Source organism: Brucella sp. HL-2 (assembly GCF_025846885.2).
Classification (GTDB): Bacteria; Pseudomonadota; Alphaproteobacteria; order Rhizobiales; family Rhizobiaceae; genus Brucella; species Brucella quorumnocens.
The window spans coordinates 170,115-187,501 of record NZ_JAOYTK010000002.1; the positions used below are offsets into that span (position 1 = coordinate 170,115).

A 17,387-nucleotide genomic window follows, 5' to 3' on the forward strand; every position below is an offset into this window, starting at 1 on the left:
GTCCTTAAATGGGAGATTCCAGAAATGGATGCGCTTCAGAACGGTATATAGGCACAACGAAAGGAAGCCGGAAACATGTTCCGGCTTCCTTAATTGCACTTATTTGAAAATTATTTCGAAACGTCCTGGCCGAAATACTTCTGCGAAATCTTGTCGTAAGTGCCGTCAGCCTTGATTTCATCAAGAGCCTTGTTGATTGCAGCGACCAGATCGTCATCACCCTTGCGAACAATGATGCCTGAAGCGTCTGCATTTTCCTTTTCAGCGACAACCTTCACAGGTGCGTTTGGCTGATGCTTTTTGAAATCAAGGTACGACAGGCTGTCATTGAGCGTCGCGTCGGCACGGCCGGTCAGCACCAGCTGGACCGATTGATCAAAGCCGTCGGTTGCAACCAGTTCTGCGCCGGCTTCTTTGGCAATGCGACCATAATTACTGGTCAGCGACTGAGCAGACTTTGTACCCTTCAGGTCAGCAAAATCCTTGATCGTATCGTTCTTGTCATTGACGATAAGAACAACCTTGGAAACGATGTAAGGGTTGGAAAAAGCGAATTTCTTCTGGCGTTCTTCAGTGATACCAACCTGATTGATGACTGCGTCATAACGCTTGGCATCGAGACCGGCAATAAGACCGTCCCACTTACCTTCGACGAATTCAGGCTTCACGCCGAGCTTCTGAGCAACAGCTTCACCGATTTCCACGTCAAAACCGACAAGTTTGTTTTCCTTGTCGTGGAAGGTGAACGGTGCATAGGTGCCTTCTGTGCCGATCTTCAGCACGCCTGCCGATTTGATGGCGTCAAGGTTTTCACCGGCCAGTGCGGTCGAGAGGAGGGCTGCCTGGAGAACACCAACGGTGGCGAGGATTTTTGCGAACTTCATTTTGAGGCTACCTGTAAAATTATTCGGTGAGACGTAAAATACAGGAATTTAATTCTAATGAAGCGTCTAAAATCGCAGCCTTAGCCCCTCATGAAGAAATTACTTCTATTTTATTATCAATTACAGCAATCTGAATCCGCATATCGGGATCTGGCAATTTCTGGTTCTAAAGTACGGCGCATTTTATAATATCCATGCGATCTTTATATTCACGCATGATTTTGTCCCAAAACCGGTTCCCACTTTTGGGAAACATGCTGAACCGCAATGAAAAACGCCGCCTTTCGGCGGCGTTTGTAGATCGATTGTCTCTGTAATCAGGCTTTACCAAAACCACCGCCTGTTGGCGTCACAACGGTAAAGGCTTCACCTGCTTCAAGCACGGTCTGGTCGCAATTGCCGAGCACCTCAACGGTGCCATCCTTGCGGCGCACTTCGTTGCGTCCGGTATGACCCGGTTCGCCGCCTTCAAGACCGAATGGTGCTACCCGACGATGACCAGACAAAATTGCAAAGTCGAGCGTCTTCAGTGCACGGATCGTGCGCTTGGTGCCATCACCTGCATGCCACTTGCCCTTTCCACCAGAGCCTTCGCGAATATGGAAGTCTTCCAGCAATACCGGGAACCGTGTTTCCAGAATCTCTGGATCGGTGAGGCGGGAATTGGTCATATGCGTATGGACCGCATCAGCACCATTAAATCCCGGCCCAGCAGGGGCACCGGAGCAGATGGTTTCGTAATACTGATACTCGTCATTGCCGAATGTCAGATTATTCATGGTGCCTTGCGCTGCAGCCATCGCCTTGGTTGCGCCAAACAGACAATTGGTGACTGCCTGACTGACTTCGACATTGCCTGCTACAACAGCAGCCGGGAAGCGTGGAGAGAGCATCGAGCCTTGCGGAACGATGATTTTGATCGGCCTCAGGCAACCGGCATTCATCGGAATGTCGCCCTCAACCAACACGCGGAACACGTACAGCACTGCAGCACGCGTTACGGGTTCGGGTGCATTGAAGTTGTCTGGACGTTGTTCTGAGGTGCCGGTGAAATCGACCGTTGCTTCGCGCTTATCGCGGTCAATTGTGACCCGAACTTCGATCTGGCAACCCTGATCCATTTCATAGGTGAAATGACCGTCTGGCAGCTTGTCGAGAACACGGCGCACACTTTCAGCTGCATTGTCCTGAACATGGCCCATATAAGCTTTGACGACATCTTCGCCGAAGAGGCCGATGATTTTTTTAAGCTCAGCGACGCCCTTTTCATTGGCCGCAATCTGCGCTTTCAGATCGTTGACGTTCTGAGTGAGGTTGCGCACCGGATAGGTCGCGCCTGTCAGAAGTGTTGAGAGAGCATCTTCGCGGAAAGTACCGCGATCAACCAGCTTGAAGTTGTCGATATAGACGCCTTCCTGCTCAATGTTCACTGCCAAGGGCGACATTGAACCAGGCGCAATGCCTCCAATGTCGGCATGGTGACCACGGCTTGCGACCCAGAACCGAATTTCACGATTTTCATCGTCAAACACTGGCGTGCAGACGGTCAAATCGGGCAGGTGCGTTCCACCATTGTAAGGCGCGTTGATCAGGAACACGTCGCCCGGCTTGATATCTGTGTTCTCACGGATAGCCGTTGCAACGGACGCATCCATGGAGCCGAGATGCACTGGCATGTGCGGTGCATTGGCAACCAGGTTGCCTTCTGCATCAAACACGGCGCAAGAGAAATCGAGACGTTCTTTGATGTTGACCGAATAGGCCGTGTTCTGGAGCGTTACGCCCATCTGCTCTGCAATAGACATGAAGAGATTGTTGAAAATCTCAAGCATGACCGGATCGGCTTCTGTACCGATTGCTGTGCGCAAAGGGAGTGCCTTGATACGTGTCAGAACGATATGATCATGCTGGGTCAGGCGGGCTTGCCAGCCATCTTCGATGACAATCGTCTGGTTCTTTTCGATGATGATTGCAGGGCCGGTAACAGTCTGGCCACGCTGGATCTTCTCGCGAATAACAACGCCTGCATCATGGAATTCCCCATGCGAAAAGAAGCTAGAGCGCTTCGCGGTTTCCGCCTCCAGATCGCTTTCGAGAGGGAGGCTCGTTTCCGTTTCGCCTGCACCACCGCCAACTGCTTCGACTTCAACAGCATCGATGACCAATGCCTTGTTTTCCGCAATGAACCCGAAACGGCGCTTATGTGCGATTTCAAATTCAGAACGCAAACGTTGGGCGTTGTCCTCAGAAGGGAAGGTTGCTTCAATTGAAAGCACCGTATCCGTACCCGCATAACGGATATGCGCACGCAGATGTCGCTTGATGGCATCGGTTTCGATGCCTTGTGTTGTGAGTTCCGCAACGCATTCTAGTGCGAGTTCTTCGGCAAGGACATTCAGTGCAGCAGGTGCCGAAGCATCAAGTGATACGCCTAGAGCTTTCTGACGCGTTGCGCGAATATCCGCGAGGCCCATGCCGTAGGCTGAAAGCAGTCCCGACATTGGATGAAGAAGGATGTTCTTCATGCCGAGTGCGTCAGCAACGAGGCAAGCATGCTGACCGCCAGCCCCACCGAAGCAGCTTAACGCGTAGCGGGTGACATCATAGCCGCGCTGGACGGAGATTTTCTTGATCGCCTCGACCATATTGGCCACAGCAATGCGGATGAAGCCGTCTGCCACTGTCTCCGGCGAACGACCGTCGCCAATCTGAGCGGCCAGATCTGTGAACAATTCACGCACGCGCGCGACATCGAGCGGTTGATTCTGCTCAGGTCCAAAAATCGCCGGGAAGTAATCGGGGATTAATTTGCCAAGCATGACATTGGCGTCTGTGACAGCGAGTGGCCCACCATTGCGATAGCAGGCAGGGCCGGGGTTTGCACCCGCCGAATCTGGTCCAACGCGGAAACGTCCAGCATCGTAATGCAGGATAGAGCCACCGCCAGCAGCGACTGTATGGATCAGCATCATCGGCGCACGAACACGGACGCCCGCGACTTCTGTCTCAAAGGCGCGCTCATATTCGCCATCAAAATGGGCGACGTCGGTTGACGTACCGCCCATATCAAAGCCGATGACTTGACCGAATCCGGCAGTCTCACCGGTACGGGCGAGACCTACGACACCACCCGCAGGACCGGACAGAATTGCATCTTTGCCCTGAAACAGATCAGCGGCGGTAAGGCCACCCGATGACATCATGAACATAACGCGAGCGCCAGTGCGTTCGACGTCGAGTTCATTGGAAACCTGTGCGACATAGCGGCGAAGGACAGGCGAAAGATAAGCATCGACCACAGTCGTATCGCCACGCCCGACCAGCTTGATCAGGGGAGAGACTTCATGGCTGACGGATACTTGTTCAAATCCGATTTCGCGCGCAATGCGAGCGATTTCAGCTTCATGCTCAGGAAACTTATAGGCATGCATGAGGGCAATTGCGATCGACTTATAGCCCTGTTCTTTAAGAGAACGCAGCGCAGCTGCGGCCTCGGCAGGATCGAGCGTTTTTTCGACTGTGCCGTCTGCACGGACGCGCTCATTCAGCTCGGTCACACTATCATAAAGCGCTTCTGGCTTGATTATTTCGGTCGCAAAGATGTTTTTGCGTTCCTGATAACCGATGCGCAGAGCGTCGCGGAAGCCCTTGGTGGTGATAAGTGCCAGCCGTTCGCCCTTACGCTCGAGAAGTGCATTCGTGGCAACGGTCGTGCCCATGCGCACTTCGCCAATCAGCCCTGCTGGAACTGACTCGCCAGCGGTCAGGCCAAGATGCAAACGGATGCCGTGAACGGCCGCATCCTTATAGGCTGACGGGTTTTCGGAGAGAACCTTGCGTGCATGAAGAGTGCCCTTTGGGTCGCGCCCGATGACGTCGGTGAACGTGCCACCACGGTCGATCCAGAAGTCCCACACCCCGCTTCCCGTTCCGCTCATTCTTGGCTCCCTCATGCATGAAGACAGTGTATTTCTAAATCTTTTCAGATTTTCATACTCCCACTTTATTGACAAAATGTCGATAAGATGGTGACATAAAATTCACATAAATAAGGGAGCAGCCATAATGGGGAATAAGAGAGACTCGGAAATAGCGGCAGAGATGCCAGAGCAGGGCTTCGATGAAGTTTCACTGCCAAAGCATCTGCGTTCTGTTGCCTCTCTCGGTCCTATTGTTTCGTCTGCTCATCTCGCCGAAGGCGGCTCTCCCGGTATGTCCGAAGTTGAGTATGGCCTTATCCTTGCATCGCATGCTTTCTCGCGCTGGATGGTTCGCTGCATGGCAGCCGCTGGTTTGCCGGGACTTTCTCCCATTGAAGTGCTGATCCTGCATTCGATCCGCCACCGCGGACGGGAGAAGAAGCTCGCGGATATATGCCTCGTGCTGGATATAGAAGACACGCACATCGCAACTTACGCTATCCGCAAGCTGGAAAAAGCCGGACTGCTGACAACCGGCAAGGCTTCCAAGGAAAAGACGGTCAAGATTACGGAGAAGGGCGCAGAGGCTTGCGCCCGCTATGCGCAAATCCGCGAACGTCTTCTGGTTGATTCCACAGCCAATGCGCGTCCATCTGAAGAGACCTTATCTGAAGTGGCAGCACTGCTGCGTTTCATGTCCGGTGCATTCAATCAGGCCACACGGTCTGCCATCACGTTATAAGAGAGTTACGCTTTTGAACGGAACCGAGTTGAACTTATCTGTTTCAAAACCTCTGCTGACGGTCGAGGGCCTCAGTGTAGAATTCGGCTCGAGCCGGGTGGTCGATGATTTGAGCTTTTCCGTCGCGCCCGGACGTACTCTGGCTGTCGTTGGTGAATCGGGTTCGGGCAAGTCGATTACGTCGCTTTCCATTATGCGGCTCGCAGATATGAGCGGTGCAAAATTTCCGTCCGGTCGCATTTTGTTCAATAGTCCGGATGGCGAGCGCGATCTGTTGAAGGCTGATCAGAAGGCTATGCGCGGCATTCGCGGCAAAGACATCGCGATGATTTTTCAGGAGCCGATGACATCGCTCAATCCGGTGTTTACCATCGGAAATCAGCTTTCCGAAGTGCTTATGCTGCATGAGGGCATGTCTAAAGCTGCTTCTCTCGCAGAAGGTAAGCGCCTTTTGGAAATGGTGCGCCTGCCGGATGCGGAAGGGCTGCTCAAGCGTTATCCGCACCAGCTTTCCGGTGGGATGCGTCAGCGCGTGATGATTGCCATGGCGCTTGCATGCCGTCCAAAGCTTCTGATTGCCGACGAACCAACTACAGCGCTCGATGTCACCATTCAGGCTCAGATCCTGCATATTATTAAGGATTTGCAGAAAGAGCTTGAAATGGCAGTCATTTTCATCACGCATGACATGGGCGTGGTGGCAGAAATGGCTGATGATGTCGTCGTCATGTGGAAGGGAAAGAAGGTTGAAGAGGGTCCGGTTGGCCGTATCTTCGAAGCGCCGCAGCACCCTTACACGCAAACGCTTTTGTCTGCCGTTCCCAAGCTTGGCAGCATGACAGGCGAAGCATTCCCTAAGCGTATGCCGGTCATGATGATGCGCGATGGTGTGCCGGTTCTTTCCGGGGAAGAGCGCATTCAGGATACGGCGAGCTATAGCGACAAGCCTCTATTGGCTGTTGACGATCTTTATGTGCGCTTCCCGATCAAGAAAAACCTTTTCGGTAAAGTCACCCATGTCTGCAACGCCGTATCGAAAGTGAGTTTCGATATATATCCCGGCGAAACGCTGGCGCTCGTTGGCGAGTCCGGTTCCGGCAAGTCAACAATTGGGCGCACGATCCAACAGCTTCAGTCTCCGCTGGCTGGCGATATTCGATTCAATGGCAAGGCCTACTCTCAGATGAGTTCTTCCGAGCGCTACGCTATGCGCCGTGAAGTTCAGTATATTTTTCAGGACCCGTTCGCATCGCTCGATCCGCGCAAGACTGTCGGATTTTCCATCGCTGAACCAATCCGCACTCATGGCCTTCTCGACAATAGCAAGGCCATTAATGCACGCGTGGCTGAGTTGCTTGAGCGTGTAGGTCTTGGACCGGAACACGCAACGCGTTATCCTCACGAGTTCTCAGGCGGTCAGCGACAGCGCATCTGCATTGCGCGCGCACTGGCTTCAAAACCCAAGCTGATTATTGCCGATGAGGCGCTGTCTGCCCTCGACGTCTCCATTCAGGCTCAGGTGATCAATTTGTTCATGGATCTGCAGAAGGAACATGGATTGGCTTATCTCTTCATCAGCCACGACATGGCTGTTGTTGAAAAGATGAGCCACCGCGTTGCTGTTCTGTATCTCGGTCAAATCATGGAACTCGGTTCGCGCAGGCAGGTTTTTGAGACGCCATCGCATCCTTATACGCAGCGTCTGTTGTCGGCTGTTCCTGTTGCCGATCCTTCGGTTCGGACTGAGCGCGCCGCATTGGAAGGTGAAATTCCGAGCACCACGCGTCGTATCGATGACAAGCCGACAATCTATAATCATCGCGAGGTTGCGTTAGGGCATTTTGTCGCCGAAAGCGCCTGACCGACCGAAGTAGTTTTCGTCGCATTATCCCTACGCAAAGCCGCTTCACACCTTTGCCGGAAATGCTCCACAAACCCAAAGGGGAAAAATAATGATAAAGAAAACACTGAAAGCTGCTCTGCTGGCTTCCGCTCTGTCAGCGGCTGTGTTTGCATCTGCTCCGGCGTTTGCCGCCGGCAAGCTGACCATTTCATCGCCGCAGGACCCGGGCAGCTGGGACCCGATCGACACATTCCTCGTCAACTGGGCGTCGGTCGCCACCAATATTTTTGACGGTCTGGTTTATCGCGGTCCTGATTTGAAGATCGTTCCAGGCTTGGCGACGTCATGGGAAGAACTCGACGAAGGCAAGCGCATCCGCTTCACCTTGCGCGAAGGCGTCAAGTTTCATGACGGCGAGCCGTTCAATGCGGAAGCCGTAAAGTTCACCTTTGATCGTTTGCTTGGCGAAGATGGCGCGAAAGGTCCGCAGCGTTCCAACTATATCGCAATCGAGAAGGTTGAAGTTATTGACGATAAAACTGTGGATTTCCACCTGAAAACCCCTGATCCGGTCCTGATCACCAAGCTCGCCGGTTATGGCGCGATGATCGTTCCGCCGAAATACATCACCGAAAAGGGTGACGACTATTTCAACACGCATCCGGTCGGAACTGGCCCGTTCAAGGTTGTTTCCTATGAACCGAAGGTCAGCATCAAGCTCGAAGCCTTTGCGGATCATTGGGGTGGCGCACCAAAGCTTTCAGAAGTCGAATACCGCTTCATCACTGAGCCTTCGACTGCTGTAGCCGAACTTCAGGCCGGTCGCGTTGACATTGTCATTCCACCGACAATTCCAATTGGCATGATCCCGACAATTGAAGGCGATCCGAAGTTGGAACTCGTAACGACCTCGGGGCCAACGGTTTACGCTCTGCGTTTCAATACAGCTGACGGTATCACCAAAGATGAACGTGTCCGCAAGGCGCTCATCATGGCCGTGGATCGTGATGCGATCATTCAGTCGATCCTTGCTGGACAGGCTGAAGCTATCGCAAGCTTCCAGGGTTCGCTCTCGTTTGGTTTCGATCCGAACATGAAGCCACTACCTTACGATCCTGAACAGGCTAAGAAGCTGCTCGAAGAAGCCGGCGTGCAGCCGGGTGCAACGGTGCAGATCGACGTGCGTGGTCAGGATGCGAGCTTTAATGAAGTTGCACAGGCCGTCGCAAGCTTCCTGCAGATGGTTGGCGTTAATGCAACCATAAAGCCTTATGACACCAACGTTCTGCTCAACGACATCATCCCGCAGGGCAAGACCGGCGCAATGTTCCAGCAGGCCTGGGGCGGCTGGACCTTCGATTACGATAACACTGCTTACTCGATGTATCATTCGGGCGAAAAGTGGAACCCGTATGACAAGGACGAAAAGCTCGACAAGATGCTCGAAGCACAGCGTTCTGTTCTCGACCGCGGCGAGCGCGAGAAGCTGCTTCAGGAAATCGCGCAATATGCAGCCGATCGGGCTCTCGAAATGCCGCTTTACAACCTGAAGGCAATCTTCGGCGTCAACAAGCGTGTGAAGAACTTCGTTCCGGTTCCTGACAGCCGTCTGCGTCTGACCGACGTAACCGTTGAGTAGTAACTAATACGGCAAGCCGGTTATCATCGGCTTGCCGCAGCATTTCGGAGGCGCTCTGGTGGCCGGATTTCTCATAAAACGAATTTTGCAGGCGTTATTCGTGTTGATTGCGATGACGCTGCTCGTCGCATTTGCGATCCGCCTCACAGGCGATCCGGCACTGATGCTGACGCAAGGTGCGGGTAGTATTACTGAAGCCGATCTTGTGCGTATCCGTGAAGGGCTGGGTTTGAACCAGCCGTTCCTCGTGCAGTATTGGCAGTTCCTCAAAGGACTGTTCACACTTGATCTCGGGCGGAGCTTTCTTGGCGGTACTCAGGTCTCGGTTCTTGTTGGAAGCGCGCTGCCTGCAACATTGATGCTGGCCTTCGCGTCTTTGTTCGTTTCTATTGTGATCTCGGTACCGCTTGGCATTAAGGCCGCTGTATCGCGCGGCAAATGGGCCGATCAGCTCATTCGTATATGTTCGCTCGTTGGCCTGTCTTTTCCGAACTTCTGGCTTGCCACCATGCTGGTGCTGTTGTTTGGTATCTACCTGCAATGGCTGCCACCGAGTGGCATGAGCGGTATTGCAAGCTTTGTGATGCCAGCGTTGACCATGGGCATCATTCTGACGGCAACCAATGTTCGTCTGGTGCGGACATCAATGCTCGAAACCCTGCAGTCGCAATATATCATGGTCGCCCGTGCTAAAGGCTTGAGCGAGAACAAGGTACTCTACAAGCATGCATTGCGTAACTGCGCCATTCCGCTCATTACCTATATCGGTCTTCAGTTTGGTGGACTTTTGGGCGGCATCGTTGTGGTTGAACGCGTGTTCAACTGGCCCGGCATGGGTACGCTTGCCTTTGAAGCTGTTGCCAGCCGCGATTATCCGGTTTTGCAGGCCACAATCGCAATTCTGTCGATGCTGATTATCGGCGTTAATCTTCTGGTGGACATCGCCTACGGCCTTGTCGATCCGCGCATTCGTACGGAGTAGAGCAAATGGCGACCAAAACATCGAGCCTCGTGTACTCGCGCTTTGCAAGCCTGGAGTTCGTGGTTGGCTTTGCGCTCACCGGCGTAATCTGTCTTGCAGTAATTTTCTCAGGCTATTTGTTTCCAGCCGGTGCCAACAAGATTGATCTCATGGCGCGTCTCATGCCGCCATTCGTCAATCCAGCACATATTTTCGGCGCTGATCCGCTTGGGCGGGATGTGCTTGCGCGCGTAGTCATCGGCGGCAAGATTTCGCTGTTCGTTGGCTTTGTCTCGGTGATCGGTTCAGTAATCATTGGCACCATCATGGGGCTTGTTGCGGGTTATTATCGCGGTTTTTGGGACATGGCGCTCATGCGCTTTGTCGATGTGCAGCTCGCAATGCCGTTCATCCTGCTTGCGATTACCTTCATGGCCATTCTTGGAGGCGGACTGCTCAACACGATCATTCTACTGATCGTCTCGCAATGCGTGCAATATGCACGATTGGTGCGTGGTTCCGTGCTGTCGCTGCGCGAACGTGAGTTCATCCTGTCGGCTCGTGCGATTGGCGTGAAGGACTGGCGCATCATTTTCCAGCATCTTCTGCCTAACTTGCTGGGTCCTGTCATCGTTTTGATGACGCTGAATGTCGCCAACAATATCCTGCTTGAATCCAGCCTGACCTTCCTGGGCTTCGGCATTGATTCAACCATTCCCAGCTGGGGTGGAATGCTGGCCGACGGTCGTACTTATCTGCAGACTGCGTGGTGGGTAAGCCTTTTCCCGGGCCTTGCCATTCTTTTCACCGTGCTCGGTCTTAACCTTCTGGGTGACTGGCTGCGTGATAGCCTCGATCCAACTGGCAGGACTTCGCGATGAGCGTGATTTTTGAAAAGACCTATCCGCGTTCGATCAATTTGCTGATTGAACGCTTTGCGAAGCCGGAAATGCGCGGTGCGAAGGTTGAGGCCTGGTTGTTCGATGATCAGCCAAGCCGTTATTCAGCGGAAACCAAACTGCGTGAAGCAGGGATCAATGCCAAGCTGCGCTCTGCCTATAAGCCGCTTCTGCATTTTTTTCTTGAAGAGGTAGATGGCGCCGCACTCAAAGCGGCATCAATTCGCTATCCTCGCCATAATAATTGCGTAGAAAACCGCTTTTTGCTGGAAACCTATCCACTATCGGCGCTTCTGCCACAGGCTGAAATTAGCTTTAGCGCATCCGGCAAGGACGATTTCATCTATGAAATTGACCTTACTTTTTTTGATGGACGTAATGAAAGCCACCGGGTCTTCGCGCCCAATCGCGTGCATGAAGATTTTATCGGCGAAACGCTTGTTTCACCGACAGGCTGGCTGATCGTCGAACATGAAGGCAGCGTTGAAAATGCGCGCTTTGAGACAGCTTATGAGAAGCTGTTTCATGATACGATTTCGATCGTTGCGGCCCAAGACTGGGGTCGGGGCGAACCCTATTTTGAAGAGCTGAATATTTCAGTCAGCTTGCCGATCACGGATCGGCGCCTTCCATATGATGAGGAAGCGCTGAGCCTTACTGAGGCGCTGCACGAGGATATTTATTTCTCGCTTCTCGAAGTATTCCAGAAGAAGTCAGGTCGCCCTGTCGGCGATCGCGGATTGCAGCCGGGTCAGATTGTACCGGAAGTGCGCTTCCGTGATACAGAAGCTTCAGTCAAAATTGAAACACGTCCGCTTTCGACGACAGATGCCTTGACTGCCGAGCAGGTGCTTGAAAATGCACAGGCACCGCTTTCCGCTGATCAAATCCGCCGTGAGATTGCAAAGCTTGGCGGCTCGCCTTTTGAAGCAAAAACTCGTTCAGGCCGCACCGTGCGCGCAACCTTTGTCAAAGGTAGCGATGCACCGATGATGATCAGTGCTGGTCAGCATGCGAATGAGACCACAGGCGTTGTCGGTGCATTGCGTGCAGCAAATCGTCTTGCAGCACGTAATGGAGCGCATTTCTCAATTTCGCCGCAGGAAAACCCTGACGGATATGAAATTCACAAGCGTCTCTGTGTGTTGCAGCCGCATCATATGCATCATGCTTCACGTTATACTGCTTTGGGTGACGATCTGGAGTATCGCAGCGGTGAGGGGCTTTATGAGAAGGCTATTCGCGTAGAGGCGGAAGCGCTCACGAATGCGAAGCTTCACGTCAATTTGCATGGTTATCCATCGCATGAGTGGACACGGCCGCTGTCGGGTTATGTCCCACGCTCCTTTGCGATGTGGACGCTACCGAAGGGCTTTTTCCTGATTATTCGCCATCATGCGTCATGGGAAAAAGAAGCCGAACAGCTTATGGATTACGTGACCAGGCATCTTGGCGCGATCAACGGTCTTGTTGAGTACAACGATGCTCAGATCAAGCTGTTCGAGCAACATGCAGGCGAAACCGGCTTTCGCATCATCAACGGTTTTCCGTGCATGGTCGGTGTTGATGACCGTCACACGGTTCCATTGACCCTGATTACCGAATATCCGGACGAAACCATTTATGGCGATGCCTTTGTGAAAGGTCATACGGCGCAGATGGAAACCGTTCTTTCGGCTTATGATGCTTTGCAGCAACTGTTCCCAAACACACCTGTCGCTTAATCAGAGATAATAAATACCGATGCGATTGCCGCCGATCATTTCGACGGCAATCTCCATCTCGTAAATATCGCGCAAAATATCCGGGTGAATGATTTCTTCCGGTGACCCTTGATGAACGACCTTGCCCTTGCGCATGGCAACGATATGGTTGGAATAGCAGGACGCGAAATTGATGTCGTGTAGGACCAGTACAACTGTTTTCCCAAGTTCGTCTGCCGCACACCGCAACAGTTTCATCATTGAAGCTGAATGCTTCATATCGAGATTGTTGAGCGGTTCATCAAGCAGGACGTAATCGGTATTCTGACAGAGAACCATCGCTACGAAGGCGCGCTGACGCTGCCCGCCTGATAGTTCGTCCAGAAAGCGTTCACCCAGTTCTTCAAGCCCGAGATAGCCGATTGCTTGTTCAACGTGATTGAAGTCTTCGCGCGTTGGCCGCCCTTTGGAATGCGGGTAGCGCCCAAACGTCACCAGATCGCGCACGGTCAGGCGTGAATTGATCGCGTTTTCTTGCCTTAAGATCGAAAGTCGTTTTGCCAGCACATCGCCCGGCGTGGTTGAAACATCCAGCCCATCTACAGTGACACGGCCTTTATCCATTGGCAGCAGGCGACTGACCATCGAAAGCAAAGTCGATTTTCCAGCGCCATTTGGCCCGATGATTGAGGTAATGCCACGCGCTGGCAATTTGAGCGTGACATCATCGACAACGATTGCATCGCTATAGGATTTGCTGACTTTGTTTATTTCGATCAACGCGCGTTCCCCCTGACGAGAAGGATAATAAAGACGAGCCCGCCCAGAAACTCGATGATGACACTGAGCGCGGTGTTGAATGAGAAAACGCGCTCAAGAATGGTTTGACCGCCGACAATACAAAGGATTGCCAGCAAGACGACGACGGGCAACACGACGCGGTGCTTTGACGAACCAGCAATCATGTAAGCGAGATTGGCGACCAACAGGCCGAAGAAGGTTATCGGCCCAACAAGGGCAGTCGATACGGAAACGAGGATCGTAACGATCAGCAGAATGCGGTGCACAACGCGACGATGATCGACGCCCAGATTGATGGCTGGGTCGCGGCCAAGTGCCAGAACGTCGAACATATTGAGAAAGCGCAGACCGTAAACTGTAACTATCGCCACAATGATTGCCGCAAGAAGCAGAATATCCGCATTCACACTGTTGAAACTTGCAAAGAAGCGGTCCTGAAGTACGGCGAATTCGTTCGGGTCGATCATCCTCTGCATGAGGTTCGACAGGCTGCGGAAAAAGACACCAAAGACAATCCCGACGAGCATGACGAGATGCAGGCTGCGAGCAGCGCCCGAAAACAGCCATGCATAGAGCGTGCTGGCAAAAACCACCATGATGGCGGTTTCGGCAAAGAAACGCGCATTGGGTCCGATCCCGTTCACATGGATGGCACCAACTGCAAAGACTGCAAGTGTCTGGATCAAAATATAAAGTGCATCAAACCCCATGATCGAGGGGGTGAGGATGCGGTTATTTGTGACTGTCTGGAACAGTACCGTCGAGACCGCAATCGAATAGGCAACAAGCACCATTGCCGCAAGCTTGGTGCCGCGAAAGCTTAAGATGAAAGACCAACTACCTTTTGCACCCAGCGTCATGAAGGCGATGCAGGAAGCAATAACAAGGATTGCAAGAAGCGCGATGATTAGGCCGGGACGTTTAAGCAAGGCGTGATCCCCGCCGCAAAAGCAGATATAGGAAGATCGCACTGCCGACGACGCCCATCATGGTACCGATGGGGATTTCATAAGGAAAGCGGACCAGACGCCCGACGATATCGCAGGCAAGTACAAGACCCGCACCCAGCACAGCCACCCATGGCACGGAACGGCGCATGTTATCGCCAATGAACATGCTCACCACATTGGGCACGATAAGCCCCAGAAACGGGATCATGCCTACTGTTACAACCACACAGGCGCTGACCATTGAAACGATCACAAGCCCCAGTGTTACGACGCGGCGATAGTTTAGGCCGAGGTTCGTTGTGAAATCCTCGCCCATACCGGCAACTGTGAACCGGTCAGCCGCGATATAGGCAATGACGGTCAGGAAAAACGACAACCACAGCAATTCGTAGCGCCCCCGCAAGACACCGGAGAAGTCTCCCGTTGTCCATGAATTTAGTGCTTGCAGCAGATCATAACGATAGGCAATGAAGGTTGTCACGGCACTGATCACACCACCCAGCATGATGCCGACAAGCGGCACTACGAGAACCGAACGAAGCGGAATACTACGCAGAATGCGTAGGAAAAGGGCCGTGCCTGCGAGAGCAGTGACAGATGCTACCAACATCTTGCCGAAGACCGGTGTGTCGGGTGCAAATAGAATAACCAGCAGAATGCCGAGGCTCGCAGATTCAACTGTGCCAGCAGTTGAGGGCTCGACAAAACGATTGCGGGTGAGCATCTGCATGATCATGCCCGCCACGGCCATCGACATGCCGGCAAGAATGATTGCAAGCGTACGCGGTATGCGGCTGATCAAAAGAACTTCGGCCGCCCGATCGGTGCTATTTGCACCAAACAGTGTGCTGAGCGATACATCGCTGACGCCGATAAACAAGCTGATAAAAGCCAGTATGACGACAACAACTATAGCTGCGGCGAGTGCCTTCACGCTCAATTCCCGTTCTCTTGCCTTGTCATGAAATCGGGCCACAAATTGTGCGGCCCGAAATGACTGGGTCAGAAGATATTGGAGCGGCTTTTGATCTGATTACATCAAATCGCGCTCTAATGGTTTGTTTCAATGCGCATCTTGTCCGAAATTCGGTTCCCACTTTTCGGGATGCGCTTTATTTCGTTTTGTCAAAAGCTTCCGAAAGCTGCCGGATTGTGCTGTGCAGCGCACCAAGGCCACCGCCGACGAGATACCAGTTCTGCGCATTCAGATAGACGACCTGATCTTTCTTCCAGGCGTTGGTCTGACGCACGAGTTCATTGTCGAGCAATTGCTTGGCAGATGTGCCTTCACGACCGATTGCCGCGTCGCGATCCAGTACGAAAAGCCAATCCGGATTGGTTTCCAGAATGAATTCCGAGCTGATTGGCTGACCATGATTGCCAACGGAAAGGTCAGGGGCTGCTGGCTCGACACCAAAGCTGTCATGCAGCACGCCAAAACGCGAGCCGGGGCCGTAGGCGCTGATCTTGCCGCCAGACGTCAGGATCATCAGGCCTTTGCCTTTACCCTTGGCCTTGTCTTTCAGCGTTGCGAGTTCGCTGTTGAGCTTTTCAACTTCGGCCTTAGCTTCCGTCTCCTTGGAGAAAATCTGGCCAAGCTTTTCGACATTGGCTTCGGTGCCGGAAATAAATTCCTTGGCAGGGACGGTTAGGTCGATTGTCGGGGCAATTTTCGCGAGTTCACCATATTTCGCGGCCGAGCGACCACCTACGATGATGAGGTCGGGTTCTGCGGCATTGACGGCTTCGTAATCTGGCTCAAACAGCGTGCCGACTTTGGCGTAATCAGCACTGTCATATTTCTTGAGATACTCTGGGAAAGCGATGCTGCCGGGAACGCCAATGATCTTAACTCCCAGACGGTCAAGGTTGTCGAGCGTCGCGAAATCGAACACAACGACTTTCTCAGGATTTGTCGCAATGGTCGTTTCGCCTTGCGCATGTTTGACAGAGACGTCAGCGGCGTTAGCGCCGGAGGCAAGCGCTGCGACAACAAGTGCTGCGCCGCATAGACGGGAAAAGTGTTGGCTGAATTTCAGCATGGCGTTCAATCCTTTCGTCAATCTTGTGCTTTATAGTCCAGTTTTCCTCCAGTCAAAGCCGGAAGATGGTAATTCAGTTGTTTTGTGTGCCTGGCGTCTCGTTGAGCAGGATGAACTTCAAACTGTCTTCAACCGTCAGTGGGATCATCGAGCCGTGGCTTTCATTGTCGAAACGACGATATGCAACCTCAAATCCGGGCAATTGCTTGAGTTCGGCTTGAATATCCGTGCCTGATGGGCCACCCCGTAACGTCTTCAGGCGTTCTGTTTCCTCTTGCGATTGGCTGGGACGTTCGCCGCGCTTGCCAGAGGATTCGATCAGGAGACGCAGAGGTTTTGGATCGACCTTGAAGGCTTTCACAAACTGATCCTTATCGGCCAAAATTGCGCGACCGTTCCACCAGATTGATGGATCACCGGCGCTGTAAGTCTGGAAAGAATCTGTGTGATTGAACAACGCATAAAGCGTAAAAAGACCGCCAAGCGAATGGCCGAACAGAGCTTGTTTGGTTGGATCGATTGGAAAGCGACCTTCAATTTCCGCTTTAACCTGATGATCTAAAAAATCGAAAAAGGCGTCGCGTCCGCCAGTCTTGGGAACATTGAATCGGACTGGGATCAGATCATTTGGTGTTGGCGGCGTGAGATCGAAATAGCGCAGACGAACAATCTCGTCCTTGTCTTCAGTTGGATAGCCGATGCCGACAAAAACGGCGTTAAGCTTCGGATTTTCTTCCATCAGTTTTGCAGCAATTGGAAGCATACGATTTCCGTCAGTCATATAAACGACGGGAAAACCATCCTTGGGCGCTTTTTCTGCCGGAGCAGCAACAAAAATTCGATAGTTGATGCCGTTCGCCTGCATGTCAAAAGAACCAGCTTGCGGCCTCTCTGCCTGCGCGGTTGCATTCACAAGAAAGCTTCCGAGCATGAGGCAAACCTTTATAAAAACGTTCTTCTTCTTGCTCACGAGAGCATCCATTCCATAAATAATGACGCCAGC

The 17,387-nt window shown here is 52.7% G+C and carries 13 protein-coding genes; 6 read left to right on the forward strand and 7 right to left on the reverse strand.

The annotated features are described in order from the left end of the window. Positions 1–110: 110 nt before the first annotated feature. The gene (locus OIV19_RS03980) at positions 111–884 is read right to left on the reverse strand and encodes an amino acid ABC transporter substrate-binding protein (protein WP_151092126.1); all 774 of its coding nucleotides are present in this window, start codon (positions 882–884) and stop codon (positions 111–113) included. A gap of 317 nt (positions 885–1,201) precedes the next feature. After that, a complete protein-coding gene (locus OIV19_RS03985; protein WP_264230746.1) occupies positions 1,202–4,837 on the reverse strand; it encodes a hydantoinase B/oxoprolinase family protein in 3,636 nt (1,211 codons plus the stop codon). Between the two features lie 112 nt (positions 4,838–4,949). Between OIV19_RS03985 and OIV19_RS03990 the strand changes: the two genes are divergently transcribed. From OIV19_RS03990 to OIV19_RS04015, 6 genes are all read left to right on the forward strand, one after another. Continuing rightward, positions 4,950–5,546: a winged helix DNA-binding protein gene (locus tag OIV19_RS03990; RefSeq protein ID WP_167382733.1), complete on the forward strand. Its 597-nt coding sequence runs from the start codon at positions 4,950–4,952 to the stop codon at positions 5,544–5,546. A 13-nt stretch (positions 5,547–5,559) separates the two neighbouring features. Beyond that, the gene (locus OIV19_RS03995; RefSeq protein WP_264230747.1) at positions 5,560–7,407 is read left to right on the forward strand and encodes an ABC transporter ATP-binding protein; all 1,848 of its coding nucleotides are present in this window, start codon (positions 5,560–5,562) and stop codon (positions 7,405–7,407) included. A gap of 91 nt (positions 7,408–7,498) precedes the next feature. Then, on the forward strand, positions 7,499–9,028 hold the full coding sequence (locus OIV19_RS04000) for an ABC transporter substrate-binding protein (protein ID WP_264230748.1): 1,530 nt from the start codon (positions 7,499–7,501) through the stop codon (positions 9,026–9,028). Between the two features lie 58 nt (positions 9,029–9,086). Continuing rightward, complete coding sequence (locus OIV19_RS04005) at positions 9,087–10,010, forward strand: ABC transporter permease (protein ID WP_095445649.1); 924 nt, start codon at positions 9,087–9,089, stop codon at positions 10,008–10,010. A gap of 5 nt (positions 10,011–10,015) precedes the next feature. After that, complete coding sequence (locus OIV19_RS04010; RefSeq protein ID WP_095444321.1) at positions 10,016–10,870, forward strand: ABC transporter permease; 855 nt, start codon at positions 10,016–10,018, stop codon at positions 10,868–10,870. Further along, on the forward strand, positions 10,867–12,612 hold the full coding sequence (locus tag OIV19_RS04015) for a peptidase M14 (protein ID WP_264230749.1): 1,746 nt from the start codon (positions 10,867–10,869) through the stop codon (positions 12,610–12,612). The genes OIV19_RS04010 and OIV19_RS04015 overlap by 4 nt, the downstream gene beginning before the upstream one ends. On the opposite strand, the gene OIV19_RS04020 is transcribed toward OIV19_RS04015, so the two are convergent. The 5 genes from OIV19_RS04020 to OIV19_RS04040 form a co-directional block, all read right to left on the reverse strand. Beyond that, positions 12,613–13,371 (reverse strand): iron ABC transporter ATP-binding protein, encoded by a 759-nt coding sequence (locus OIV19_RS04020; protein ID WP_264230750.1) that lies wholly within the window; start codon positions 13,369–13,371, stop codon positions 12,613–12,615. Next, complete coding sequence (locus OIV19_RS04025) at positions 13,368–14,321, reverse strand: iron chelate uptake ABC transporter family permease subunit (RefSeq protein ID WP_264230751.1); 954 nt, start codon at positions 14,319–14,321, stop codon at positions 13,368–13,370. Before OIV19_RS04025 ends, OIV19_RS04020 begins: the two co-directional genes overlap by 4 nt. Then, positions 14,314–15,276 carry an ABC transporter permease gene (locus OIV19_RS04030; RefSeq protein WP_264230752.1) on the reverse strand — a complete coding sequence of 321 codons (963 nt, stop codon included), beginning with the start codon at positions 15,274–15,276 and terminating at the stop codon, positions 14,314–14,316. Before OIV19_RS04030 ends, OIV19_RS04025 begins: the two co-directional genes overlap by 8 nt. A 178-nt stretch (positions 15,277–15,454) precedes the next feature. Then, positions 15,455–16,384 (reverse strand): siderophore ABC transporter substrate-binding protein, encoded by a 930-nt coding sequence (locus OIV19_RS04035; protein WP_151092145.1) that lies wholly within the window; start codon positions 16,382–16,384, stop codon positions 15,455–15,457. A 73-nt stretch (positions 16,385–16,457) separates the two neighbouring features. Beyond that, positions 16,458–17,354, reverse strand: coding sequence for an alpha/beta hydrolase-fold protein (locus OIV19_RS04040; RefSeq protein WP_264230753.1), 897 nt, complete (start codon positions 17,352–17,354; stop codon positions 16,458–16,460). Positions 17,355–17,387: the final 33 nt, after the last annotated feature.